This window comes from Bacillus sp. GW823-FHT06A10, assembly GCF_058795375.1.
On sequence record NZ_JBXAHT010000001.1, the window covers coordinates 2,746,734 to 2,772,306 of the forward strand.

Consider the following 25,573-nt stretch of genomic DNA (forward strand, 5'->3'; position numbering starts at 1 on the left):
TCAACATAAATAGGTATTTGCCGTGCCACCGCTCCGCTTTTGCACATACATTATGGTGAATTCAACCTATTTTAAAGAAATGGAGGATGTTATTATGTATCCCTACAATCCATATGATCCATATAATCAATATGCGTACCAACAACCACAGTATGACTTACAAGCACAATACCAATCTAATATAGATCAAGCAGAGCAAACGAATCCATATGACCAAAATAGACAATTCCAACTTCCAATCTCTTTTCCTGGCACTGGAAATCGTCAATTAGAAAGACGCGTAAATGAGCTTGAACAAAGAGTACGTCAACTAGAAAATACAGTTGAGCGCCATACACGTAGACTAAACCGCTTAAACCAACGTTTACGTACAGTAGAAAACAGACTAAACATTCCATTCGCAGCATTAGAAGACGGATTTTAATCGAGAAAATAAAAATTATATAAGGAAGGGGCTCCCCCTTCCTTATATAAATTGACGAAAGTTTTTTCCATCTCTATACTGATAAGAGTTAATGAAATGAAACAAGGTGATAAATATGGATTTTGAAATAAATTATCTTTCCTTTTATGTTGTACAAGTAGAAGGAAAAGGTGAAGCAGTTGATAAACGCTACAAACATTTTCAAACTTTAGACGCTGAAGAATATGAAGATAGCTCCTTAAAAGAATTTTTGAATGGTGAGTTATTAAAAATATCGAAGCGAAAAGTAGAACGTCATGCAAAAACAGAACAAGCCCCAACAAAAATTGGTCGCTTTATTGTAGAGGAGGGGCACGAACTTGATTCAAACCCTCATTACAACCTTTTTAATCGTATTCGCTTTGCAGAAACAAAGGACAACTTTAAAGATATGAGCGAACCTCTCGTTTATACATATCTTGACACAAGCGCTGTACGCGGTGGTGTATTTTTAATTGCTCAGGCAAAACTTCGAAAATACTTTGATGACCCATTCGTATTCGTAATGAAATGCGACTTCGAACCAAAGGTTGCTTCTATTTCTGATGAATCCACACTGATTCGTAACGTTGAAATGGCCATCACAACAAAGAATATGAAATCTATCCAATACCCATACATGCCTGAAGAAGGTATGGTTGAAGTAGGCGAACTAAAAATACACCAAGCATCACATGCCCGCTACTTTGAAGACTTCTTAAAATTCGTCGAATATGAACGCTCTATGCCTGAAATTATGAAAACACAAGTAATGGACATGGTATACGACCAAATTGAAGATGTATTTGAAGAAGGTACGGAAGAACGCGAACAATTCGACCAAGCGATGGAAGTATGGGCTGCTAGTCCGAAGCGGGAAATTATGGAACAATTTTCAACCGAAGAAGTAATGGAAGCTACCGCTCAAATCGTCGAGCACGCTCCTGAAGTGGAATTAAAACTAAAAGCAGATCATATCTCTGTGAAGGCTTTGCTTGCTGATTTCGGGGATCAAATACATATTGCGAAGGTAAATGACCGATACGTATTAATGATTGAGGCTGATACACTTACGTTTGAGAAAGGCTTCTCTCCTATTGAATTCCTGAAGCCGGATGAGTTGCAAGATGTGATTGAGCGGATTGAGAATAAGCAGCAATATTCTTATGATCCGAACGGGATTGAATAAATCCTTCCATATAACTATTTTTACCGAGCGCTTTTAATAAGCGCTCTTTTATTGTGGACATATTTTATAGTTATATAAAAAACCGATTCTACTAAGAATCAGTTTTTCTGCTTTATAACAAAAATATTTATTTTTAATCCAAGATAACACTTGTTGCAGAATCCAGTAAATTCCTTCCTTGTTGTACAAGCGTATTTCCATTAGAGTAGTCACTATGTATGTTGGTAAAATGAAAGCTTCACTTCACTACCTCAAATTTATTATACTCGTAAAAAGATAATTGAAAACGATATTCCGGATGCTCTCTCACCCAATCGTAGGCTTCTTCTAAAATTCCCATTTTGTTTTGTAGGTCATTAAGTTCACTACATTTGTCCTTTTTCTGTTTGCACAGAGGGCAGAATCCATTTACTATGTCGGCACTTGTCGCCCTAATAGTTTTACTTTTTAAGTCAACTACTAAACGAAGAAGAAGAGAATACTCAGCTTTTGTAGTCACCGTCATTTCAGCAACCCCATCCTCATTCCAAAAGACACCGTTTAATTCCATCTGTACGGTGACATCTTTAATATCCAAGTCTATCACTATCACACCTCCCTTGTATAAAACTCATATTTTATTCTTCGATTTTAACCTTTAATACACCACGCTTTAAAGATATATTAAGCTTTTTCCAATTCTTCTTCTTTGCTATGAAAGGAAGTATAATTACTGCTGATAGCGTGGCAAATATTATCCCCAAAACTAAAACTGTTACAATGTTAAAGATTGCTTCCATTTAACTCTACCCTCTTTCATTTCTATGGGCTCTAATTTTATGAATGTATTTAAAAATTCTTACCACCCCTTAATTTTCAAAGCAATTATAATGGCCTAATCACAACAAATCAATTCCTATTTAATATGAATACTTTATTCATCCATCAGTATAATGATGTTAAATTTATGTAGCTAGAAATAGAGGAGAATGTCATTTAACCTCTACATTCTCCTCCATCTCAGCCAAATACCTAATCTGTCGTTCCGCTTTTCTCACTGCCGTACGAAAATGTTTTTTCAGGAATTCTACTGTATTTTCACTTATATAATATCTTTCCGTTATACTTTCCCACGTGTCACTACTTTCAAATGTACTCCATTCAAAAGGGCGTTCTGTATTTTTCTTTAGTTCTTTAAACACCCATTTCCGCATCTTTTTTTTCGCTTTTTCTGTTAGTTTTCCGTTTTTTACAAGTTCAAGTTCACCATGTCTTTTGTATCGCTTATTAATATCTCTCTCGCTATACACTTTAAGAAGTATATTTGCTGTATTTTCGGCATCTGCTAAAGCACGGTGCTGTTTCCCTTCCCACGTTAAAGCGAGCTGTTCTACCGCAAATTGTAAACTTGGCGTATGTTCAAACAATTCCTCATATGCTTGGAAAACAAATTTTTGCAAATCAATTCTACTTTCTTTTTCTATAATGGGGCATTCAACACCATGTAATGTACAATCATGAGATAGAAAGCGATAATCTTCTTTTCCCCATGAAACAAATATAGAATCTTCTCCGATAAACTGAATAAATTTCTCTATAATTTGAGGGAATTTGTCTACAGCCATTAAATCTTTCTTCGTAATACCGGTTAATTTTGTTGTATGACGAGTTAATCGTGCACTTGGTTTTACTAACTCCGAAAATTCTTCAATTATCTTCATTGTACCTATTTCTATTTTTACAGCTCCGATATCAACTATTTCTGACGGATCTTCTGATTTATACGGTCTGAAATTCCTCTCAATATCAAACACAATGAAATGTGTAGCGTTTTTCAATTTATTTACCTCTTTCTAAATTCCTTTTTCACACAAACACTCTATTTTCAGTATTTATTTATTCATGTACTTTATACAAAAATCCTTCGAATAAATAAATGAAAATTCAGTCTTATTATGATATGTAAGTAGGAGGACATCTATAAAAATGCAAAAAAAAAAAAAGAAGGGCGAGCCCTTCTTTTTTCAAAAATTACTTCTTGTTTACGTTAGTAGCTTGAGGTCCACGGTTACCTTGTTCTACTTCGAAAGTAACTTCTTGACCTTCTTCTAAAGTTTTGAAGCCTTCGCCTTGGATAGCTGAGAAATGAACGAATACGTCTTCTCCGCCTTCAACTTCGATGAAACCGAAACCTTTTTCTGAGTTAAACCATTTTACTTTACCGTTTTGCATGAAAAAAATCCTCCTACAATGTACCTATATGTACATATTCATTTTCAACCACCTTACAATAATAAGCCAGATATTAAAAAACTGCAACCCCTGAGGAGATTTAACATTGCTATCCTCCTCGGAAGTTACAGCTCATTTAAATCTCTATATTATTAAAAGTAAAATGGTTTAAACATACTATATCATATCAATATAATAAAAGTAAAGTTTTTTCTTAAATTATTTTTTGTTCCCACTGCATTGCTTTTAATTCACCTGATCCAGCTACTACATAACCATCTTTTTGATTAACAATGCGCCATCCGTGCCCTTTAACTGAATCACATACTGTAACAATACCTTCGTCAAGAAGTACACGGCACACACTACTAATACCCGCCTTATTTTGTGTTGAAGTTGTATATAAGACATGTTGGTCTACACTTAAGTCTAAATAACTACTTGCTTTCTGCTCACTTTGACATGTATGCCAATATATTTTTTCACTCGCAATACTGTCATCTATTTTACAATAAGAAATATTCCCGCTAACTCCCTTGCACGATCCACTTGCCGCTACTAAATAAGAATTGTGTAAAGTCAACGCAGAGATCATTTGATTCATCGTAATTTTAATCCTCTTTAATTTACGTGTCTTCAAATCAAAGAGCCAAACACCACCATACTTAGCATGTATTTTCGTACCAATAAATAAGTAATGTTTATATAAAAATAATGATCGAATAGACGGTGCCGCACTGCCATACTCAAGAAACGGATGAATAGTCTCCCATGTCGAACCGAAATTATTAGAAAGATACAGCGTTTTTTCTCCATGAGCAACAACAGTTCCTTGTACATTGCTACATACATTCCAACTTGTTGCTTTTGTTGGAAAACGCTGAATTGTCCAGTTCTCTCCACCATTCATACTACGAATAAAAATCCCTTCGTCACCTACACCATAAACTACATTATCTTCGCTATGTAAATCCCTAATTCGTTTTTGAAAACCATTTAAAATTCGTTTCCATTCTCCGTCTTGTTCAACAAATAAGCCATTATATGTAGTAGCTAACAACAGTTTTCCATCTCTTAACTTTGTAATAGCAGTTGCACTTAACATCGTCTCCACGTTGACACTCCCATTCTTAGAACTTCTCAGCAAATGCAATTGCAAAATTACTGCATTTTTCAACATCCTCTTGATCTTCTGGAGCTAATTCAATTTTCAGCCCTTCTTGTACAAGCTCTGCACCTCGTTCTACAAGGCGTTCTTCAAATATCGTTACCGCTTCACAAAACAGTTCATACGCCGTATCACCTGATCCGAATACCGCTACCTTTTTCCCAGCTAAATCTATATTTTCTAAGTCCTCATGAAAATCTTCTGCTTCAAATGGTAATTCACCATCGCCCCACGTATAAGATCCTAAAATGATTCCATCATAAGCTAATAATTCTTCAGCATCCATGCCTTCCATCTCTTGCAATACTACTTCATGATCAAAAGCATCTAAACTAACTTTAATTAAATCAGCAATACTCTCTGTATTGCCTGACATACTTGCATAAGCTATTAAAATTTTTGCCACTTTGGCATCCCCCTCTAACAATAAATGATTCTCATTCTCATTATATTAATAATGAGAATCAATTTCAATTGATTTTTTTCTACTTTTATTTACATTTCACATTACTTATTTCAAATAAAGTGAAACTTTAATGAGTCCTCACCAATCAGGATTTTTCAGACAGCCCACAAATAGAGGAATAAATAAAAAAAGCACAGATGACTATACAATCATCTGTGCTTTTTTATTACTTTTTAAAAATACCAAAAGGCTTCCCTACTGGTAAAACAACTTTTCCGAAGTGTGTGTTTAACACTGCTGCTGCTGAACCATAGAAAGATAATAATGAAATAAGAAGTTCAGAATATGCTGCTAAATTATGCATTGCGTGCGGCATAACACCTAAAGTACTTAATGAAAGACCAATAAATAAGAAATCAATAAGGACGAAGATCATAAATAATACTTTATGTGTTTCCATTGCACCAATCGTCATAAAGATTGTGAAAATCAAATATCCGATAAAGGCTACACCAAGCTGTTTTGAATCTGCAACTTGTGCTAATTTTTCGCCAAATACTCCAAGTTGAATTAACCAAGTCATTCCAACACCTAACCAAAATAGGCCGTACGCACCAAATGCTGTCGTACCGAATGTATTGTTATGCTTTGCATCGTGAATGCAAGCAAAGATTTGTGCAAATCCTCCTAAAAAGATTGCCCATGGTAATACAAGTGAAACGCCATCTGTTAAGCCTAACTTTTGAGATGATGCTACAAGTGTTACCATCGCTAATCCAAATAGACCAATTCCAGATGGATCCGCTGTTGTCATTTTCACATGATGTGTAGTAGTTTGATTGCTCATATAAACCTCCTGATTATAAACATACTCGAATACAATACTTAAATCAGAAGCCTATGTCAATGGTTTTTTTTGTATGTTGTCAGACGTTATATTTTATAATAATTAAATATATTTCCGACCACTTCATAAGGTTTTATATTCACTTTTTCCAACTCGTTTATCGGTAGCCATAACGGAATATAACTTCCTCTACCTTCCCGCTGAAATTCCTCACCTGTTCCGCTTCCGAACACTCCCCCTGTAATATAGGCGCCATAATAATATTCATTTCCTTTATATTTTAACTTTGCAATAAGGTGCTTCACTTTTATATGTAGCCCTAATTCTTCGTATACCTCTCTTTTCGTTGCCTCTTCAGGCGTTTCACCTTCCTCAATCCCTCCGCCAGGAAAAACATAATATGTTTCCTCTTCTCGAATACGTTTTATAAGAGCGATTTTTCCTTCCTGTACAATGATGGCCGCCCCGCGATTTCTTATCATTTTATTACCTCAATACGAATCGCAACTGTTCCCCACTCTTTTTCTTGTTCTTTCGTATATATTTTGTATGTACTTTCTAACATTTCCTCTAAACTATCATTTTCACAATCCAATAATTTTTTATCAATTTGTTCATACATAGATTTAAAGCTCTCGTATCGCTTTATTTCCGTTACTTTTACCGTCATCATTTCTGTTGTCGTAAGATTCGTAAATACGATTTCATCACCTTTGTTTATTAGTTGACGTTTTTTATCGTATAGGCGTACTTCATATACTTTTTTTCCTGATTGAATTGACTGAAACGGTTTATTATATAAACCCATTTCGTATCGCATACATCCCACTCCCTTTTGTTCATTTCACCTATTAATACAGTTCACATTACTACATCTTGCATATAATATTCCATACGTATCACTTAATTGAGAAAGGAGGCTGAAGAAGCATGTTATATTTAAATCAAAAACCTGAATATAATAAATATGATATTGGTGATTATACTTATAGTAAAGTAGGGCCAACCATTTTTTCTTGGAACGATGAAACAAAATTAAAAATAGGTAAGTTTTGTTCATTAGCAGAAGAAGTCGTTTTCATACTTGGCGGTGAACATCGCGCAGACTGGATAACAACTTATCCATTTAATGCACTTTTTGATGAAGGAGCACATATTACTGGTCACCCTTCTTCAAAAGGTGATATCGTAGTCGGCAATGATGTATGGATTGGTTATCAATCCTGCATTTTATCTGGTGTTACAATTGGTAACGGGGCCATTATCGGCGCCAGAAGCGTTGTTACAAAAGACGTACCCCCGTATGCAATTGTAGCTGGTAATCCTGCAAAATTTGTTCGATATCGTTTCCCGCAAGAAACGATTGACAAACTAGAGAATCTCGCATGGTGGGACTGGGACATTTCTGTTATAAAAGGAGCCATTCCATTACTACTCTCCGACAAAATCGAAGAATTTTTCACCTCGCCCGAAAATGAATCTATATGATTAAAACAGAAAGAGCATCCTGAAAAATAATTGGATGCTCTTTCTGTTTTTATTTTTTATGTCCATGCAAATGATTACACGGAGAACATTGAAATGGAATCTTATCTAAGCAATTAAAGTTTGTTTCGCAAATGTGTTCAATCGTTGGAACAAATGGAATGACAACTATGTTACTTTCTACTATTTGTGTAACAGGTGGCAATACTGTGCCTACTTGATGTTCAAAACGAATACTCGCTTGATTTATATAATTTCCTGAACCATTTGGCGCGCTCTGTACTGCTACTTGGAACGAAACTGTCCTTGCTTCACCAGGATTTAAACTTCCGATAAGAAACCCTACTGCCGGGCTTACATTCGGCACTGGCGTATTATCAACCGTTACACTTCCAGGAACAAATCGAACACTACTATCTAACATATCTTGAAAACGAATATTTTGCATTACAGTATCGCCCGTATTTGTGATGACTGTCGTAAACGTAATGACATCTCCAATTGTTGCTACCTGTAAATCTGCCGTTTTTACGACTGTCGTTGAGACATTTTGAGGAATAAACGGGATAACAACTGTATTACTATCACCTTCAACTACTACTGGCGGCTCATTCGGATTTACAGTTGCAAGCCCATTCGCTGTAGCAGTATTTGTAACTAAATTATTTACTTGCCCTCCTATTATTACAACTTGGAAATTAATAATTGCTGCATCATTTGGCTGAAAATCACCTAACGGAATACCAGTATTCGGATTAGCAAATGGAAGAGGTACATCATTTACCGTTACCGTACCATTTATAAATAGCGTATTCGGATCAATGATATCTGTTAACACAATATTGGTCACAGGAACTGTACTATCATTTATAACAGCGATTCCGTAAGTGACAACATCCCCTATCATTGCTACTTCAAAGTTTGCTCCTTTTGCAACAAATAAGATTGCAGTATTTACCGTCACTATAACTGTATTGCTTGTATCCATCACTGTAACTGGCGGCTCCCCTGGTACTAAAATATATTCTGCTAACGCCCCAGCAACGTTCACTACTGTACCACCATCCGGAAAACTTGTAATCGTAGCTTCATATGTTACAAGTGACGTCTCACCAACTGGTATATCAGGTATCGTAAATCCAATCTGCGGATTTAACCCCGGTTGCGGAACCCCATTTATCGTTACACTATTTGGAACGAAATCAGCTTCCTGAGATAGCACATCGATAAATTGAACATTCATTGCATCAGCAGTACCAGTATTTAATATACGAACAGTATACGTTACCGTTTCTCCTACACCAACAACTGAATGGTCTACTTCTTTTAGCATATCTAAGCTGCCTCTATTTACCGGCGTAACCGTCGTATTACTTGAATTGGTAATTGTAGACGGAGGTTCTCCTGGAATCAATTCGAAATCACCCGTTACTCTTGCTGTATTCATAATGCTACTAGAAGGCGGAACTGCGATTACATTTACTTCAAATGTAATTAATACATTATCCCCTACTGCAAGATCAGGCAATGCAAAGCCTACAAATGGATCTAAACCTACTTGCGGAATCCCATTTATTTGTACACTTCCAGGAACGAATTCTAAACTAGGTGATGGAACATCGATAAACTGAACATTCGTTGCTGTTACCGTTCCCGTATTTGTCACTTGCACACTATACGTTAACGTATCTCCTAATCGTGTCGCTTCTTTATTTACAGATTTTATAACGCTGAATCGTCCTCTATTCACTCTAGTTATCGTCGTATTACTCGGCTCTGTTACTACAACTGGTGGTTCTCCTGGCACTAAAGTAAAGCTTCCTGTTATATTTGCAACGTTCGTAATTGTTCCTGATGACGGGATGTTTGTAACTGTCGCTTGAAACGTCACTATAACTGTTTCACCTACCGGTATATCACCAACTCCAAATCCAGTAATTGGATTTAAGTTTGGTTGCGAGGCTCCATTTATCGTTACACTATTTGGTACAAATGACGCTCCTGCTGAAATGGTATCAACAAACTGAACAGCATTAGCTGTTACTGTTCCTGTATTCGTTATTTGAACCGTATACGTTAATATATCTCCAACGAGAGTAGCAACCCTATTTACTTGTTTAATAACATTAAATTGCCCTCTATTTACAGTTGTAAGTGTTGTATTGCTCGGCTCTGTTACTATAACTGGTGGTTCTCCTGGTACTAATACAAAACTTCCAGTTACATTTGCCGTATTGGCAATTGTTCCGTTTGATGGCGCACTAACAACGGTTACTTGGAAGATGACTTCTACACTTTCACCTGGATTTATATCTGGAAGCGGGAATCCATTATTCGGATTGAATCCAGGTTGTAACACACCATCTATCGTTACACTGTTCGGCACGAATGCTATAGAGGAAGGTAATACATCACTATATTGAACATTCGTTGCTGGCACTGTTCCTGTATTTTGAACTACTGTTGTATATGTGATTGTATCGCCTACTGCAACAACCGGCTGACTCACTGATTTTAAAACATTCAAACCAGGCTCATTGATTTCTGTTAATGTCGTATTACTTGTCGTTGTTTCCGTAATAGGCGGTTCTGTTTCACTTACAGCAAATGTAGCTGTAACGTCTACAAAATTAACAATCGTTCCACCTTCTGGTATGCTTGTAACCACTTCCTGATATGTGACAAGTACAAAATCATCGACAGGTATATCTGGAACTGTAAAACCAATGAAAGGATCTAATCCTGGTGCTGGTACCCCGTTTATGCTCACACTTCCTGGTACAAATGCTACACCCGCGGAAGTAGTATCGATAAATTGAACATTCGTCGCTGGCACTGTTCCGAAATTAAAAATCAATACATCATACGTTAATATTTCTCCCACCGTCGCTACTTCTTTATCTACTAGTTTCAATGGAAAAATAAAAGCTATATTAATTGTCGTAACGACTAAATTTGTTAATATCGTTTCCGTAATCGGTGGTTCCTGCGGATTTGGTTGTGAAGTAAATGTAACATCTGCATCATTTAATATGACTTCATTATCTGGAATTTCTGTAATCGTCACTTGGAATGTGATCTCAATACTTCCACCAGCGATTAATAATGGAGTAACTGTAAATCCTATTTCTGGATTTAAACCAAGTTGCTGCACTCCACCTATCGTTACACTATTGTCAACAAACGTCGTTCCTTCTGGTATGACATCTTGGAAGAACACATCTGTAACAGGGATAATTCCTACGTTTGAAATGAGCACAGTATACGTTAATACATCCCCAACGGCCCCAGTTGCAACATCAACTGTTTTTGTTGCAGTTACTTCACCAGGAGGAGGTAACGGTATTGTAACTACCGTTGTATTACTTGAATTCGTTGTTGTTACAGGTGGCTGTAAAGGATTTAATAAGAAAGTGGCTGTAGCAGATGCTGTATTTAATACTGCTCCACGTGTAGACGGTGCAACTACCGTAACTTGGAACGTTACTGTCAATGATGTTCCAGCTGCAATATTAGGAAGCGGGAAACCAACATTTGGGTCAAATCCAGGTTGTGGCGTTCCATTTATCGTTACACTATTTGCTACAAAAGTTGTTTCTAAAGCAATTGGATCAAGGAAAGAGACATTCGTTGCTGTTACTGTACCGTTATTTCGAATGACAACAGAATACGTGTAAGTTTCTCCAAGTGCTGCTTGTTGTACAGATGAAGATTTTTGTATATTTAACTGTGCTGTGTTTACTTGCGTCACTACAAAATTACTATTTGTAACAGTCGTTATTGGAGGGTTTGCTGGGTTTATAAGAAAACTTGCAGTAACGTTCGATTGGTTTCTTATATTTCCACCGCTCGGAACACTCGTCACTGTAACTTGAAACGTAATCGTAGCCGTTTGCCCGACCGGAATATTTGGTACCGGGAAACCTAGCATAGGATCCGCGCCTTGCTGTACGACTCCATTTATCGTCACACTATTTGCTACAAAGGCAGTACCAGACGGAATTGGATCTTGAAAAACAATATTCGTTGCAGGAACAGTTCCTGTATTTTGAATAAGAATCGTATACGTTAACGTATCTCCTACACCGGCTTGTAGTGTATTTACACTCTTCATTACATTAAGTGATCCTACATTCACTCGCGTCACAACAATATTACTAATCGTTACAATTGTAATTGGTGGCTGGAGAGGACTTACTTGGAAATCAGCAGTGACATTCGCATTATTCGGAAGAACTCTATTTGGTGGTACACTCGTGATTGTCACTTGAAAAGTGACCGTCACCATTCCTCCTACTGGAATATTAGCAAGTGGAAATCCAGTTGTCGGGTTTAAACCTGGTTGAGGTGTCCCGTTTATTGTTACACTATTCGCTACAAAAGTGGTTCCAACTGGAATCGGATCAAGGAATGATACATTTGTCGCTGTCACCGTTCCACTATTTTGTATACGAACTGTATACGTTAACGTATCTCCTACACCGGCTTCAGTAGCACTTACACTTTTCATTACATTTAACCCTGAAGAATTCACGATCGTCATAACAGTATTACTTGGTACTGTTACAGTAATCGGCGGCTCTGTTGGATTTACAAGGAAATCTCCAGTTACATTCGCATTATTTACAACATTATTTCCTTGGGGAATTTCATCAATTAATACTTCAAATGTAACAATAACACTGGCGCCAGTAGGCAAATTATTTAATAGGAATCCAAGTTCTGGATCTGCCCCTTCTTGTAAAACACCATTCACAACTACACTATTTTCAATAAATAATGTCCCTTGGGGAATTGAATCTTGGAAAAATACATTCGTAGCTGGTACACTACCTGCATTTATGACTTCTATTGTATATACTAAAATATCCCCTACTGTTGCAACATCCGTATTGACTGCTTTCACAACTTCAAAGTTTCCTGATTGTACTGTCGTATTCACAACATTACTCGGTACATTGATTGTTACTGGTGGTTCATTCGGATTCACTTGAAAGCTTGCTGTTACATTTGCTTGATTTAAAATATCTTCATTTTCTGGATTCTGTACAATTACTACGTCAAATGTGACTACAACCGTTTGAGCCGCAGGAATATTCGGAAGAGAGAATCCTGTATTCGGATTTAGTCCACTTTGCTGTACTCCATTAATTGTTACAGAATTTGCAACAAATGAAACAGCAGAAGAAATAGGGTCTTGGAAAAATACATTTGTTAACGGAACATTCCCTGTATTTTGGACGGCAATTGTGTACGTTAAAGTATCCCCTACCGCCGCTTGCGTTGTATTTACTTCTTTTATTACATTTAAACCGCCTGTATTAACTTGTGTCACAACTGTATTCGTTTGTCTATTAATTGTTATCGGTGGCTGATTCGGAATAACGACGAAATTAGCAGATACATTTCCGCGATTCGCAATCGTACCTCCCGATGGTGTAGATGTTACTCGTACTTGAAATGTAACAGTCCTACTTCCGCCAGGAGATATATTAGCTACTGTAAACCCAGTCGCTGGATTTACCCCAGGTTGTGAAACCCCATCCACAGTCACACTATTTGCGATAAATGTCGTTCCAATTGGGATCGGATCTTGAAAAATAACGTTCGTTGCAAGTACATTTCCTGTATTTTGAATTGTTACCGTGTACGTAAGAACGTCGTTAACCGTTGCAAAAGCTTTATCCACTGTTTTTCTCGTTGTTATATCAGCTATATTAATTGTCGTAACTACAGTATTACTTGTCGCTTGCCCTGAAACTGGTTGTTGACCAGGCACTGGAGTAAAGTTAAATGTTACACTCGCACGGTTTGGAATTGGATTGACAAGAGGGTTCGATGTTACTCGAACTTGAAAGCGCACTACAGTCGTTTGCGATGCATTAATACTTCCAAGATTAATACTACTTGCTGGATTCGCTCCTGGACGCGCTACTCCATTTACCGTAACGCTATTTGCGACAAATGTTGTTCCAGCAGGGATACTATCAACAAAAATAACATTGTTCGCAGTGACGTTTCCATTATTTGTGACATTAACTGTGTACGTTAATACATCATTAAGTGTTGCCGTCTGTAAATCTACAGATTTTTGCATACTAATAGTTGCTTGGTTCACTGTCGTTTGTACTGTGTTTGAAGAAGACGTACTTGTAATAGGAGGACTACCAACGAAGGGACGGAATTGATATGACACCATTGCACGATTTAAAATAGGATTGGGATTCGGGAATGATGTTATTCGAACTTGAAATGTAACAATTCTTTGCGTGTTATTTGGGATTGTACCTAAATTAATTCCATTAGCAGGGTTTGCATTCGGCTGTGTTACTCCCCCTACCGTAACACTACCTGCAACAAACGTCGTTCCGTTCGGAATACTATCACGTAATACAACGTTTTCTGCACTTCCTGTTCCTGTATTTGGGACCGTAATTGTATAAGTGAGAGTATCCCCTACCCCCGCGACTGTTCTATTAACTGATTTAACAGGATTAATAATTGGACCTGTTGCATCAATTTGAACACCAAAACCAGCTGCTGCGTATCCATCTCCATTTGTAACAAATCGAACCGTTGCTGATGTTTGACTGTTTACTAAAGATGAGGAGGCATCTACATTCGTAATATCCCACCCTTGTCTTCGGACGGCCAAAGCTACCCCTAACGGCTGATTCAAATCTCCAAACGTGCCGCTCGTATCTAAATTTCCACTATCATTACAAATTTGTGACTGAAAGAAATTATTCGCAGGATTTCTCGGTCCGAATAATGCAACTGTAGCATTTGCATTCGGTCCAAAGCGAAGTTGATCTCCAACAATGTTAGAATCGCCTTCTTGAGCAGTTACGAGCACTCTTCCTGTAACAGCTCCTGTTGCCGGCGTAGCAAATCCTGAAATAGTAGCATCAACTGGTGGTGATGAAGCATCAATAATTTCTTGGCCTGCATATACTGACAAATTTCGAAGTGGTAAACTTGCATTTTGATACACAACCTCAAGCGTCCATCCAGCTGAACGACTGATTGTCGGGTCAGCTGAAGTTCTTGCAGCTGGCACGGCACCTGTTGTATATGTGCCTGCTCCACCTGCACTAACAAGATTCGTTACATTGGCAGAGCGAGCATAATAAAACTGGTTTCCTACTGAACCTTGCTGCGCGGTAGCAGGATCTGGCGTAACAGAAAACGTCCCTGCTGGCGTTGTAAATGTAATGTTATCATTTAAAAATGGTAAAACATCTTCCGTATCAGTCCGGAAAGTACCAGCCCAAACTAATTCTGCATATAACACACTGCTCCCCGCTGGAAGATTTAAAATTGCACTTGAAGAATTCAATTGCCACTCATCTGTTGTCCCTGCTGGGAATCCTGGTACTTGCAACGCTGTATTTACTGTCGTAAACACAGCAAGTGTACCAAAAATATTACCTGGTGCAGGTGATGTAGGGCTAAGTCCCAGCGTATTCCCAGTAAACGTGACGGCACCAGGTACTGTTGTCGTAAACCTATTTATAAAAGGCACACAATCATCTCATTTCAATTATAGTAAAAAGTGCTCTATACTATAAAATGTAGACAAACTATACAATGTACGTTGTCCAACAAAATTCCGCACATATGAGAGGGGTTTATAAAACTATGCGCTACGTTATCATAACAGGAACTTCACAAGGTTTAGGTGAGGCAATCGCTACGCAATTATTAGAAAAAAATACAACTGTCATCTCTATTTCTAGAAGAGAAAATAAAGAGCTTACAAAACTTGCAGAGCAATATAACAGCAATTGCATTTTTCATTCCCTAGATCTTCAAGATGTACATAACTTAGAAATTAACTTTAAAGAGATCATTTCATCTATTAAAAAAGACAATGTATCCTCTATTCATTTAATTAATAATGCGGGTACAGTTGCACCTATGAAGCCAATTGAAAAAGCTGAAAGCGAACAATTCATTACGAACGTTCACATTAATTTACTTGCACCTATGATTCTTACATCTATATTTATGAAACATACGAAAGACTGGAAAGTAGATAAACGCGTTATTAACATTTCATCTGGTGCAGGAAAAAACCCTTACTTTGGCTGGGGCGCTTATTGTACAACGAAAGCTGGTGTAAATATGTTTACACAGTGCGTAGCAACTGAAGAAGTAGAAAAAGAATATCCAGTAAAAATCGTCGCTTTTGCACCTGGTGTTGTTGATACAAATATGCAATCACAAATTCGTGAAACAAATAAAGAAGATTTCATAAATTTGGATCGCTTCATTGCATTAAAAGAAGAAGGAAAACTATTATCACCTGAATATGTTGCGAAAGCTATTCGTAACTTACTAGAAACTGAGGACTTCCCTCAAGGCGAGATTATTAGAATTGATGAATAACAAAAAGGTGTGCTAAAATTGCACACCTTTTTGTTTTACTTCTCTAAAAATATAAGCACAGACTCCGCAATTTGCTCATAACCGATTTCTTGATAAATTTTATTCGATATCGGATTCGCTAAATCAGTATATAACGTAGTCGTCTTGTACCCTTCATCTAACATACGTTGACTAAGTGCCGCTACACAATTAGATGCGTATCCCTTTTTCCTTGCTTCTTTCGGCGTGTATACGAAATTAACTGTTATATTATTTTTCGTTGGTCTCGTTTTTGCAGCTACAGAAACAAGTTTCCTATCTACTTCCAAACCAAACAGTCGATTTGTAGTTATTAATGTATGCGCAGTTTGTTTTGCTTCTTCTTTCGTAGTAGGAAGCTTTACGTCTTCACAAAATTGATATATCCACTGTTCTATTAATGGTAATTCATCATTATTTACCGCCCGGAAAAGTCCGTTCGCATTACACTTCTTCTTTACTCTGTTCAGCTCATACACACCTTGCTCCATTGCAACATTCATTTTCTTATTTTCTAATACCGCAATCTCTTCCGCTAATTTCTGTACAATTTTCTTATTACCGATCAATCCAGGAATATCCGGATATACTTTCGTTAACTCTTTTGCAAGTTCCTCAATAGCTACTCCCGAAATTTCAGAAGTTGCAACAATGATTTGTTTCTTCTCTTCTGTTTGCAGAAATACAACCGCAATGTCTTCTCCTTGTTTCGCTATCCCCATAAATATCGGTTCTTGAACCATTTGTAATACACCTAATATGAGATTGTTTTCCTGCTCATTCTTTTCTAGAAATGGTGTAACATCTTCTTTAAAATGAAAAATCTCTTCATATACATGTAATTGAATCATCGACAATCTCTTCTCTCTATTTATATTTTAATTAAGTATTGGCGATTAATTCATTAAATCCCTCTTTTACGATTCAATAATATTCAAAGCTAATGTATTCAAGGCATTTTCAGCTTGTAAAATTCTCTGTTTTTCCTTTTCAAATACATCTTCTTCTTTTCGAAAGGACTCTTTTCGATTTTTAATCATACGCTTCATTTCTTTTTTACTCGGTCCACCGTATACATTTCTTTTTTGAATAAAAGCTTCTGGCGATATAATTTCTTTCCACTCTTTTTCTAATAAATTTATTTTAAAATGTTCTTGCAAATACATATTTACATCTTTGAAGTGTAATTCATGTAGTTCTTTTTTCTGCTCCAATGACATATTTGCAATAGCACTTGCTGCATGATGAGCATGCCGAAATGGAATTTCATAATTTTTCGTTAAAACATCAGCGAAATCCGTTATCGTTATTGCATGTTTATAGGAACGATTTTTTAACGTTTCTTCTTCTACTTTCATCGTTAGGATCACTGCATTCATCATACAAAAAACACGAATCGCCTTTTCAATCCCTTTATATAAATATGGCTGCAAGTCATCTTCCGTATCGACAATATCACCAAATGGTGTATTATGAATCATTTGAAATACTGTAAATGCTTCTCCTAAAGCACTACTCGTAATTGCACGAGCGTGTTCAATTGAAACCGGATTTCGTTTTTGCGGCATAATACTACTAATTTGTACATATGGCTTTGCAACAGTAATACCGTCATATTCTTTCGTTGCTAACAACAAAAAGTCATGAATCCATCTACTCGTATTCGTCATCATTACCATAAGTAGCGAGCTAACTTCTAATAAATAATCCGCTCCGGCAACAGCATCATATGAGTTCTCAATTACAGTTGTAAATCCAAGTAGATGAGCAACTCGTTCTCGTTTAATCGGGAAACTTGTTGTAGAGAGTGCAGCCGCCCCCATTGGAGACTGATTTAAAAGCTGGTACGTTTTTTTCATTCGTTCTAAATCTCTTTGCATCGTATCATAAATTGCTAAAGTATAATGACCAAATGTTGTTGGCTGTGCCGGTTGTGTATGTGTATAAGCTGGCATGATCGTTTCCTTATGATCATCAGCAAGTTGCAGTACACTTTCCTGCAATAGCAAATAATGTTCCATTAATCGTAATATATACCGCCTTAAACTCATGCGATACATCGTTACACCCATATCATTTCTACTTCTACCAATATGCATATTACTTACAAAATCGCATTTCGCTTCTTGAGAAATTAAATGTTCGATTAAAAAAAAGAGGTCTTCATGCTGCTCTGTATATACCAATTTATCTTTTTGTATTCGCTCTACTTTTCTAAGTGCGTTTAATATAACTTTAGCTTCTTCTATTTTCATTAAACTTTCTTCAGTCAGCATCGTAATATGTGCTTTATGCACTTGAAACATATCTTTCAATAAGTAATTTCGTTGAAAATCAAATACATGTTGTAATACACAATCCACATATGTTTTTCCAGGGAAATCAGCGCCTTCACTCTTTATAAACTCTTCCTTACTCTGTTTCATCACCTTTTCCCCTCTCACCTAAGTATTACTACCCATCATACCCATTGATAGAAAAAAAGTGCCTGTACATAAAAATAAACTCGGTGCTCTCTGCACCGAGTTTATTTAATAAAAGTCGCATCATACTTATCACTTTGCAACACTTGGAAATGTAAGTTTGCTAAATGTTTCCGTATTTCTGCACTATCGTCTTCATTTAAATTGTTCGCCAAAAACACAATTTCTGTACAGTTTCCACGTTTATCCATAGCGTAAACCGCTTTTGTAACCGTCCATGGTGTGTAACCATTCTTTTGTCCAGCATGTCTAAATGTTTTACGGTATTTCTTAGCACTCATGTCTGTTTCAACGATATTTGCCCACACTTTTTCTTCAGCTTCTGTCAAGCCACCTTTATGGTTTGCCTTTTGAAGTAATACCATATAATCATTTGCAGAAGCTGCTGGTAATCTATCTGACCAAATTTTGTCGTAACGTTCCTCTAAATAAAGCGGAATTTCCTTCTGTAATAATGGTCCCTTCTTCTTTAAGCGTTCATGAATAATCATCGAATATTCACGATATTGCTCTTGAGACATTTCTTTTAACTTTTTCTCTATTTTATATTTTGGAACATGTAATTCTTTATGCAAATATCCCGGGATATACAAAGATGAAACGATTGGAAATAGTGGTTGATGTGCAGGAAGTGATAAACTTTGTAAATTTCGATTGATGTTATCTAATCCTAACAATTCCATTAAGTATTCAGCATTTGCATTCGAACTAAACTTAACCATTCCTTTTGCCACTTCTTCTAAAGAAACCGCTCCTTCAGTTATCTTGCCCGTCTTCTCTAAATACTTTTGCCATCTATCTTGTGCACCACCATCTGTATTCGGCACATAATAGCGATTCACATCGTTAATCGACACGAAACTAGACGAATCAATTTTCCCTTCAGTAACTTGTTTCGTATATTCAAGCGCCACAATTAATTTCATCGTACTAGCAACTGGCAATACAACATTTGGGTTTACAGAATAAACAACTTTATCATTTCTCTTTACTAGAAGCGCACTATTTTTTTCATCTTTATGTTCTTCAATAAAAGATGCAATATACTGTGCATCATCATTATTTGAACTCCACACTTTTTTCACTAAAAAGTTACCCGATATTAGCAAAACAAAAATACCCACAATTACTGCGCATACTATAGTTTTTTTCAAGTAAAATTCCTCTCCTATTGTGTAACTCTTCTCTATTTATCATTAAAAAACAAATTAATGGAGATGGTCATTTAAATAACCATCTCCATTATTTTAACTTGTATGCTCCTATTATGTCTACGTCATAAATTTCACAAAATCCTCAAGAAACTTTTTATAATGTAACGACCAACCAATTCGCACCCAATTTTTTAATGCTTTTGCATCAGGTTGAGGCCGAAAATCAGCAATACTCTCTCCTTTTGCAATTCCAACTGTATCTACATCGACACGACGATATACATAGTCTAAAAGGGATGGATTTGCCGCAACCATCATTGTAACGACGTCATGTACTGGGCTTCCTTTTATTTTCGGATTTAACTTTCTATAAGCTTTATAATAATACGTAAATATCGGCTCGATTAACTTATTAAAACTCGTTTTAGAGTGTTTCGTAATATATTTTACCATTTCCGGCGTAATAATTGCTTCAGATGTAACGTTAAGTGGTACTAATGTCACATTTTTAGCATTTTGCATAACTAATTGCGACGCAATCGGATCACCATGAAAATTCGCCTCTGCGACTGGTGTTACATTGCCAGGCATTAAGAAAGCACCGCCCATTATATAATATTCTTTCACATACTTCATCATCGGCTTTTCTAAAATAAATGCCGTCGCTAGTGTTGTTGATCTACCAGCATCGACTATTATTAATTCCCCTTTATATTTTTCAAGAAGATCAAAAAATGCACAAAAAGGCTTTATATTTGGCAAAAAAGTTTTTGGAGGTTTAATTGGCCCTAAACCGTCTGCCCCATGAATTTCTGGATAATACGTTGTAACATCTCCGGATAAAGGAATTTTCGCACCATTAATAACAGGTATATCTTCCCGTCCTGCCATTTGCAATAAATATGCGGCATTACTTGTCGCCTTTTCTTGTGTTACATTTCCATATCCCGTTACTACCCCAACAATATCAATATCAGGATGCAACAATCCATACATAATTGCTAAAGAGTCATCAATGCCTGGGTCTCCTAAAAATAACACTTTTTTCATCGACCTCAACTCCATCCCCTCAGTTGTTATTAATTTATGAATAAACGTGGATATACAGAATAAAAAAGAACAAATTCATACGAAAAAACGCAGTCTTATAAGGACTACGTTCTTCAGCTAACCTATACTGTTTTTTTTACAGCACTCATACTTCCAATAACATAAGCGATAAACGCAAAACAAATTGGGAAGACAACTGTATGTATACCGAACGGATTTGGATAGAAAAGATGAATACACATATATGAACCTACTCCAACGAAAATGGAAGCAAGCGCTCCTGTAGCATTTCCTTTTCTCCAATATAACCCTAATACGATTGGCCAAATGAATGCTGCTTCTAATCCACCGAAAGAAAATAAATTTAGCCATATTAAAAAATCTGGTGGTTTAATCGCCGCTGCATAAACGAGTAGCCCTACAATACCAGTAATCCACAAACTTCCTTTTTTTATCGTACTGTCTGCTGCATCTTTATTTATGTAATTTACGTATATATCTTTAATAATTGACGAGCTTACAAGTAATAATAAAGAGTTTACTGTAGACATAATCGCCGCCATTGGTGCAGCTAAGAAAACTCCAGCTAACCAAGGTGGCAACACTTCCATCGCGAGTAGCGGCATTACTTTATCTGGTACCGTTATACCTGGAAGTACTACTCTTGCAAATACACCTGTTAAATGCATACCAATCATAATTGTACCAACGACAACTGTTCCAATTATTAAAGCTTGGTGCATAGCTTTTGAATTTTTATAAGACATGGCACGCACGCTAATTTGCGGTAAACCTACAACGCCAATTCCAATTAAAATCCAAAATGATGTAACATATGATTTCGTTAAACTGCCATCTGCTCCGAATGGTGTAATTAAATTTGGATTAATTTGAACAAGTTCCTGCATAATCTTTTCAATTCCACCACCAGCAATGACAGTAGCAATTAAAATGATTGTCGTTCCAACTAACATAATGATTCCTAATAATGTATCTGATAGCGCGACTGCACGAAATCCACCAATTAATACGTACACAAGTACAGAAAAAGTAAATAAAAATAGTGCTGTTGTATACGATAGACCCGTTAGTGACTCAATTAATCGTCCACCGCCGACCCACTGGGCTACTGTCGCTGAAAATAAAAAGATAATAATACATAACGCAGAGAGTATAACAACTGCTTTATTATTGTATCTCCCTTTTAAATAATCGATAAGAGTAATTGCTTCCATCTTCCTAGCAATAATTGCAAACTTTTTACCGATAACCGTTAAAACGATATATCCTGTTACAACTTGAATCGCAGATAATAGTACCCATCCAAGCCCCATATTGTAAGCAATACCGGGACCACCAATAAAGCTACTTGCACTACCGTACGTAGCAATCATTGTCATCGCTAATAATAAACCGCCTAACTCACGCCCACCAAGAAAATATTCTTGTAAAAATTTATTATGTGCTGTTGCTTGCACGCGTCTTGAAGCATATACACCAATTAAAAATACAACGATAAACGAAATTATCATTGGAATGATTACATACCAATTCATCTATTATTCCTCACTTTTTTCTTCCTCATCGAGTGAAATATCTTGAAATACAAAACGAACAACTAAACTAAGTAAAATAACCATAACGATAAATCCAACGATACAGCTATAAAAAAACCATGCGGGAAAACCTAATACATATGTATATTCACTCGGATCTTTACTACCAAGCCCATAAGCAAATCCGTACCATATTATAAAATTAATAATAGCAAGTCCAAGACCAATTAACGCTTCTCTATGGGCTATTCGAAAGCGTGGATCATCATGATAATCTTTCATTTTTCCCCCTCCTCTCACGATGTATTATTGTACCATTGTTCTTCTAGTTTTTCCTACTAGAAAGCAAAAACAAGCAGGATTTTTTATAATCATATAGAAGCTTCTCTTACATTACATATTTTTTACAATTGTAACACAAATGAAATTTGAATTTTCAGTATTTATTAATTATGATTTTAATTAGAGGCTTTCCATCTAGTTTCCACATCCTTGATTTCGGAATAAGCGCCGTCTCGTACTGCGTTTACATTATATTTTCAAGGGGGTTATACAATGAGTCAACTAGCTGTAAATCTTCATGAAAAGGTAGAAAAGTTTCTTCAAGGTACAAAAAAGTTATATGTGAATGGATCTTTCATTGAAAGCGCTTCCGGAAAAACATTTAAAACACCTAACCCAGCAACTGGTGAAACACTTGCCGTCGTTTCTGAAGCTGGTCGCGAAGATATTCATAAAGCTGTAGTCGCAGCTCGTATGGCTTTTGACGAAGGTCCTTGGTCTCGTATGAGCACTGCTGAGCGAAGCCGTCTCATGTACAAGTTAGCTGATCTAATGGAAGAACATAAAGAAGAGCTTGCACAGCTCGAAACATTAGATAACGGAAAACCAATCCGTGAAACAATGGCAGCAGACATACCACTTGCAATTGAGCATATGCGCTATTACGCTGGATGGGCTACGAAAATCGTTGGTCAAACAATTCCTGTTTCCGGTGATTACTTTAACTATACACGCCATGAAGCTGTTGGTGTCGTTGGTCAAATTATCCCTTGGAACTTCCCGCTTCTTATGGCAATGTGGAAAATGGGAGCAGCGCTTGCTACAGGATGTACAATCGTTTTAAAACCTGCAGAACAAACTCCACTATCTGCTCTATACTTAGCCGAATTAATTGAAGAAGCTGGATTCCCGAAAGGTGTTATTAATATCGTACCTGGATTCGGTGAATCAGCTGGACAAGCTCTCGTTAATCATCCACTCGTTGATAAAATTGCATTTACCGGTTCTACTCCTGTCGGTAAACAAATTATGCGACAAGCATCCGAATCATTAAAACGCGTTACACTTGAATTAGGCGGTAAATCACCAAATATCATCTTGCCAGATGCTGATTTATCTCGCGCGATTCCTGGTGCACTTTCTGGTGTTATGTTTAACCAAGGACAAGTATGTTCTGCTGGGTCACGCTTATTTGTTCCGAAGAAAATGTATGATAATGTCATGGCTGATCTCGTCCTCTATTCTAAAAAACTAAATCAAGGTGTCGGTCTTAACCCTGAAACAACAATTGGTCCTCTCGTTTCTGAAGAACAACAAAAACGTGTAATGGGCTACATTGAAAAAGGGATTGAAGAAGGAGCTGAAGTACTATGCGGAGGAAGTAATCCATTCGATCAAGGCTACTTCGTTTCTCCTACAGTATTCGCTGACGTAAATGATGAAATGACGATCGCAAAAGAAGAAATTTTCGGTCCAGTTATTTCTGCAATACCGTTTAACGATATTGATGAAGTAATTGAACGTGCAAATAAATCACAATTCGGCTTAGCGGCTGGTGTGTGGACAGAAAATGTTAAAACAGCACACTATGTTGCAAGTAAAGTACGTGCAGGTACAGTATGGGTAAACTGTTATAACGTCTTTGATGCAGCATCTCCATTTGGAGGATTTAAACAATCTGGTCTTGGCCGTGAAATGGGATCTTACGCATTAAATAACTATACAGAAGTAAAGAGCGTTTGGCTTAACTTAAATTAAATTAATGAGAAAGAACCTGACCTACCTGGTCAGGTTCTTTCTCATTATGTATTCCTTTAAACTTGCAGTCCTCCGCTCACATTTAATACTTCACCTGTAATATAAGATGCGTATTCTGATGCTAAAAAAGCTGCTGCGTTCGCAATATCTTCTGGCGTTCCAATTCTACCAACTGGAATAGCACCAACCATCTTTTCTTTCACTTTATCTGGTATCGTTTTTGTCATATCTGTATCCATAAAACCCGGACAAATCGCATTACAAGTAATACCGAAGCTTCCAACTTCTTTCGCTGCTGTTTTCGTTAAACCGACAACTCCTGCCTTTGTAGCCGCATAATTTGCTTGACCTATGTTTCCTTCTCTACTAATTGAAGATATATTAATAATGCGTCCATACCCTTGTTGTCTCATGTAAAGAAGCGCTGGTTGCATACAATAAAAAACTCCAGTTAAGTTCACTTGTAATACTTGTTCCCAAGCAGACTTCTCCATTTTATGTAACATTGCGTCTCTTGTAATTCCAGCATTATTCACCAAAATATGTAATGTACCAAATTTTTGAACCGCATATTCAATTAACGACTTTGCTTCATTTTGATTACTCACATCACATCGATATGAGCACACTTCATATCCTTCATCTGATAACTCACGTGTCGTTTTTTGTAGATTCTCTTCATTTACATCGCTCATTAATACTTTCGCCCCTAGTTTTGCATAAACCCTTGCAATCTCTTTTCCAATTCCCTGTGCAGCTCCTGTTACAACAGCTGTTTTCCCATTTAAAAACTCCATTCCTATCCCCCATTTCTATTACTTATACTGTATATTTCGGCTTTTTGCTTTCCAATTCCTCTTTGTATAAAAAAGTCTATTTGTGTCAAACTAACTTTGCAACGTCGCATAAACGCAAGGAGATTGTGTCGAATGAACAAAAAGAATTTCAAACAAAGCAAAGCAACTGATGGCATTGATGTTGAGTTCTCTCGCGAACTCGCTGACCACAATGACTTAGAAGCAAACGCACGTGCAAATGCCGCTGATGCACGTCAAAAACGCCAATCAACCGAAAAATAAGGTACATCACAACCTTATTCTTTTCAAAAGGGACCTACTACCCAACAAAATAAA

The 25,573-nt window shown here is 36.7% G+C and carries 23 protein-coding genes; 6 read left to right on the top strand and 17 right to left on the bottom strand.

Annotated elements, in window-relative coordinates; translation table 11 throughout:
• Positions 1–94: 94 nt before the first annotated feature.
• Complete coding sequence (locus AC1Q8M_RS13905) at positions 95–424, top strand: hypothetical protein (RefSeq protein WP_000283707.1); 330 nt, start codon at positions 95–97, stop codon at positions 422–424.
• A 115-nt stretch (positions 425–539) separates the two neighbouring features.
• Positions 540–1,631, top strand: a complete 1,092-nt coding sequence (locus AC1Q8M_RS13910; RefSeq protein WP_000345035.1) for a DUF3900 domain-containing protein — start codon at positions 540–542, stop codon at positions 1,629–1,631.
• A gap of 238 nt (positions 1,632–1,869) precedes the next feature.
• Here AC1Q8M_RS13910 and AC1Q8M_RS13915 read toward each other — a convergent pair whose 3' ends face one another.
• The 9 genes from AC1Q8M_RS13915 to AC1Q8M_RS13955 form a co-directional block, all read right to left on the bottom strand.
• Entirely contained in the window at positions 1,870–2,217 is a 348-nt protein-coding gene (locus AC1Q8M_RS13915; RefSeq protein WP_000566112.1) for a hypothetical protein, read from the bottom strand.
• A 31-nt stretch (positions 2,218–2,248) separates the two neighbouring features.
• Positions 2,249–2,410 carry a hypothetical protein gene (locus AC1Q8M_RS13920; RefSeq protein WP_000387293.1) on the bottom strand — a complete coding sequence of 54 codons (162 nt, stop codon included), beginning with the start codon at positions 2,408–2,410 and terminating at the stop codon, positions 2,249–2,251.
• Positions 2,411–2,602: 192 nt separating this feature from the next.
• Positions 2,603–3,448, bottom strand: coding sequence for an exonuclease (locus AC1Q8M_RS13925; RefSeq protein WP_098360635.1), 846 nt, complete (start codon positions 3,446–3,448; stop codon positions 2,603–2,605).
• A 193-nt stretch (positions 3,449–3,641) separates the two neighbouring features.
• The gene (cspB, locus tag AC1Q8M_RS13930; RefSeq protein WP_001179150.1) at positions 3,642–3,842 is read right to left on the bottom strand and encodes a cold shock-like protein CspB; all 201 of its coding nucleotides are present in this window, start codon (positions 3,840–3,842) and stop codon (positions 3,642–3,644) included.
• A gap of 214 nt (positions 3,843–4,056) precedes the next feature.
• Entirely contained in the window at positions 4,057–4,956 is a 900-nt protein-coding gene (locus AC1Q8M_RS13935; protein ID WP_000449497.1) for a WD40/YVTN/BNR-like repeat-containing protein, read from the bottom strand.
• Between the two features lie 16 nt (positions 4,957–4,972).
• Positions 4,973–5,416 (bottom strand): flavodoxin, encoded by a 444-nt coding sequence (locus AC1Q8M_RS13940; protein WP_001062759.1) that lies wholly within the window; start codon positions 5,414–5,416, stop codon positions 4,973–4,975.
• A 226-nt stretch (positions 5,417–5,642) separates the two neighbouring features.
• Complete coding sequence (locus tag AC1Q8M_RS13945) at positions 5,643–6,263, bottom strand: acetate uptake transporter (protein WP_000070945.1); 621 nt, start codon at positions 6,261–6,263, stop codon at positions 5,643–5,645.
• Between the two features lie 86 nt (positions 6,264–6,349).
• The gene (locus tag AC1Q8M_RS13950; protein ID WP_016512465.1) at positions 6,350–6,745 is read right to left on the bottom strand and encodes an NUDIX hydrolase; all 396 of its coding nucleotides are present in this window, start codon (positions 6,743–6,745) and stop codon (positions 6,350–6,352) included.
• A complete protein-coding gene (locus tag AC1Q8M_RS13955; protein ID WP_016512464.1) occupies positions 6,742–7,083 on the bottom strand; it encodes an ASCH domain-containing protein in 342 nt (113 codons plus the stop codon). The genes AC1Q8M_RS13950 and AC1Q8M_RS13955 overlap by 4 nt, the downstream gene beginning before the upstream one ends.
• A gap of 110 nt (positions 7,084–7,193) precedes the next feature.
• Between AC1Q8M_RS13955 and AC1Q8M_RS13960 the strand changes: the two genes are divergently transcribed.
• Entirely contained in the window at positions 7,194–7,751 is a 558-nt protein-coding gene (locus AC1Q8M_RS13960) for a CatB-related O-acetyltransferase (protein WP_000966309.1), read from the top strand.
• Positions 7,752–7,800: 49 nt separating this feature from the next.
• Here AC1Q8M_RS13960 and AC1Q8M_RS13965 read toward each other — a convergent pair whose 3' ends face one another.
• On the bottom strand, positions 7,801–15,273 hold the full coding sequence (locus tag AC1Q8M_RS13965; RefSeq protein ID WP_098855466.1) for a DUF7507 domain-containing protein: 7,473 nt from the start codon (positions 15,271–15,273) through the stop codon (positions 7,801–7,803).
• Positions 15,274–15,389: 116 nt separating this feature from the next.
• Here AC1Q8M_RS13965 and AC1Q8M_RS13970 point away from each other — a divergent pair, with 116 nt between their 5' ends.
• Positions 15,390–16,139, top strand: a complete 750-nt coding sequence (locus AC1Q8M_RS13970; protein ID WP_001271054.1) for a (S)-benzoin forming benzil reductase — start codon at positions 15,390–15,392, stop codon at positions 16,137–16,139.
• 35 nt (positions 16,140–16,174) lie between these two features.
• On the opposite strand, the gene AC1Q8M_RS13975 is transcribed toward AC1Q8M_RS13970, so the two are convergent.
• From AC1Q8M_RS13975 to AC1Q8M_RS14000, 6 genes are all read right to left on the bottom strand, one after another.
• On the bottom strand, positions 16,175–17,008 hold the full coding sequence (locus tag AC1Q8M_RS13975) for a GNAT family N-acetyltransferase (protein WP_000615371.1): 834 nt from the start codon (positions 17,006–17,008) through the stop codon (positions 16,175–16,177).
• Positions 17,009–17,074: 66 nt separating this feature from the next.
• Complete coding sequence (gene argH, locus AC1Q8M_RS13980) at positions 17,075–18,583, bottom strand: argininosuccinate lyase (protein WP_098360633.1); 1,509 nt, start codon at positions 18,581–18,583, stop codon at positions 17,075–17,077.
• A gap of 101 nt (positions 18,584–18,684) precedes the next feature.
• A complete protein-coding gene (locus AC1Q8M_RS13985; protein WP_000751368.1) occupies positions 18,685–19,794 on the bottom strand; it encodes a serine hydrolase in 1,110 nt (369 codons plus the stop codon).
• Positions 19,795–19,911: 117 nt separating this feature from the next.
• Positions 19,912–20,844: a nucleoside hydrolase gene (locus AC1Q8M_RS13990; protein ID WP_000756464.1), complete on the bottom strand. Its 933-nt coding sequence runs from the start codon at positions 20,842–20,844 to the stop codon at positions 19,912–19,914.
• Between the two features lie 122 nt (positions 20,845–20,966).
• On the bottom strand, positions 20,967–22,400 hold the full coding sequence (gene panF / locus AC1Q8M_RS13995) for a sodium/pantothenate symporter (protein ID WP_001104824.1): 1,434 nt from the start codon (positions 22,398–22,400) through the stop codon (positions 20,967–20,969).
• A gap of 3 nt (positions 22,401–22,403) precedes the next feature.
• Positions 22,404–22,682 carry a YhdT family protein gene (locus tag AC1Q8M_RS14000; RefSeq protein ID WP_000656237.1) on the bottom strand — a complete coding sequence of 93 codons (279 nt, stop codon included), beginning with the start codon at positions 22,680–22,682 and terminating at the stop codon, positions 22,404–22,406.
• A gap of 273 nt (positions 22,683–22,955) precedes the next feature.
• Between AC1Q8M_RS14000 and dhaS the strand changes: the two genes are divergently transcribed.
• A complete protein-coding gene (gene dhaS / locus AC1Q8M_RS14005) occupies positions 22,956–24,440 on the top strand; it encodes an aldehyde dehydrogenase DhaS (RefSeq protein WP_000080279.1) in 1,485 nt (494 codons plus the stop codon).
• 56 nt (positions 24,441–24,496) lie between these two features.
• Here the strand turns inward: dhaS and fabG are convergent, their stop codons facing one another.
• On the bottom strand, positions 24,497–25,237 hold the full coding sequence (fabG, locus tag AC1Q8M_RS14010; protein ID WP_098855467.1) for a 3-oxoacyl-ACP reductase FabG: 741 nt from the start codon (positions 25,235–25,237) through the stop codon (positions 24,497–24,499).
• A 132-nt stretch (positions 25,238–25,369) separates the two neighbouring features.
• Here fabG and AC1Q8M_RS14015 point away from each other — a divergent pair, with 132 nt between their 5' ends.
• Positions 25,370–25,519, top strand: coding sequence for a YfhD family protein (locus tag AC1Q8M_RS14015; RefSeq protein WP_001035815.1), 150 nt, complete (start codon positions 25,370–25,372; stop codon positions 25,517–25,519).
• The last annotated feature ends 54 nt before the right edge of the window (positions 25,520–25,573 follow it).

Coding starts and splice junctions, on each gene's coding strand:
- AC1Q8M_RS13905 (WP_000283707.1), top strand. CDS start 95: ATGTATCCCTACAATCCATATGATCCATATAATCAATATGCGTACCAA.
- AC1Q8M_RS13910 (WP_000345035.1), top strand. CDS start 540: ATGGATTTTGAAATAAATTATCTTTCCTTTTATGTTGTACAAGTAGAA.
- AC1Q8M_RS13920 (WP_000387293.1), bottom strand. CDS start 2,410: ATGGAAGCAATCTTTAACATTGTAACAGTTTTAGTTTTGGGGATAATA.
- cspB (WP_001179150.1), bottom strand. CDS start 3,842: ATGCAAAACGGTAAAGTAAAATGGTTTAACTCAGAAAAAGGTTTCGGT.
- AC1Q8M_RS13945 (WP_000070945.1), bottom strand. CDS start 6,263: ATGAGCAATCAAACTACTACACATCATGTGAAAATGACAACAGCGGAT.
- AC1Q8M_RS13950 (WP_016512465.1), bottom strand. CDS start 6,745: ATGATAAGAAATCGCGGGGCGGCCATCATTGTACAGGAAGGAAAAATC.
- AC1Q8M_RS13955 (WP_016512464.1), bottom strand. CDS start 7,083: ATGCGATACGAAATGGGTTTATATAATAAACCGTTTCAGTCAATTCAA.
- AC1Q8M_RS13960 (WP_000966309.1), top strand. CDS start 7,194: ATGTTATATTTAAATCAAAAACCTGAATATAATAAATATGATATTGGT.
- AC1Q8M_RS13970 (WP_001271054.1), top strand. CDS start 15,390: ATGCGCTACGTTATCATAACAGGAACTTCACAAGGTTTAGGTGAGGCA.
- AC1Q8M_RS13975 (WP_000615371.1), bottom strand. CDS start 17,008: ATGATTCAATTACATGTATATGAAGAGATTTTTCATTTTAAAGAAGAT.
- argH (WP_098360633.1), bottom strand. CDS start 18,583: ATGAAACAGAGTAAGGAAGAGTTTATAAAGAGTGAAGGCGCTGATTTC.
- AC1Q8M_RS13990 (WP_000756464.1), bottom strand. CDS start 20,844: ATGAAAAAAGTGTTATTTTTAGGAGACCCAGGCATTGATGACTCTTTA.
- panF (WP_001104824.1), bottom strand. CDS start 22,400: ATGAATTGGTATGTAATCATTCCAATGATAATTTCGTTTATCGTTGTA.
- AC1Q8M_RS14000 (WP_000656237.1), bottom strand. CDS start 22,682: ATGAAAGATTATCATGATGATCCACGCTTTCGAATAGCCCATAGAGAA.
- dhaS (WP_000080279.1), top strand. CDS start 22,956: ATGAGTCAACTAGCTGTAAATCTTCATGAAAAGGTAGAAAAGTTTCTT.
- fabG (WP_098855467.1), bottom strand. CDS start 25,237: ATGGAGTTTTTAAATGGGAAAACAGCTGTTGTAACAGGAGCTGCACAG.
- AC1Q8M_RS14015 (WP_001035815.1), top strand. CDS start 25,370: ATGAACAAAAAGAATTTCAAACAAAGCAAAGCAACTGATGGCATTGAT.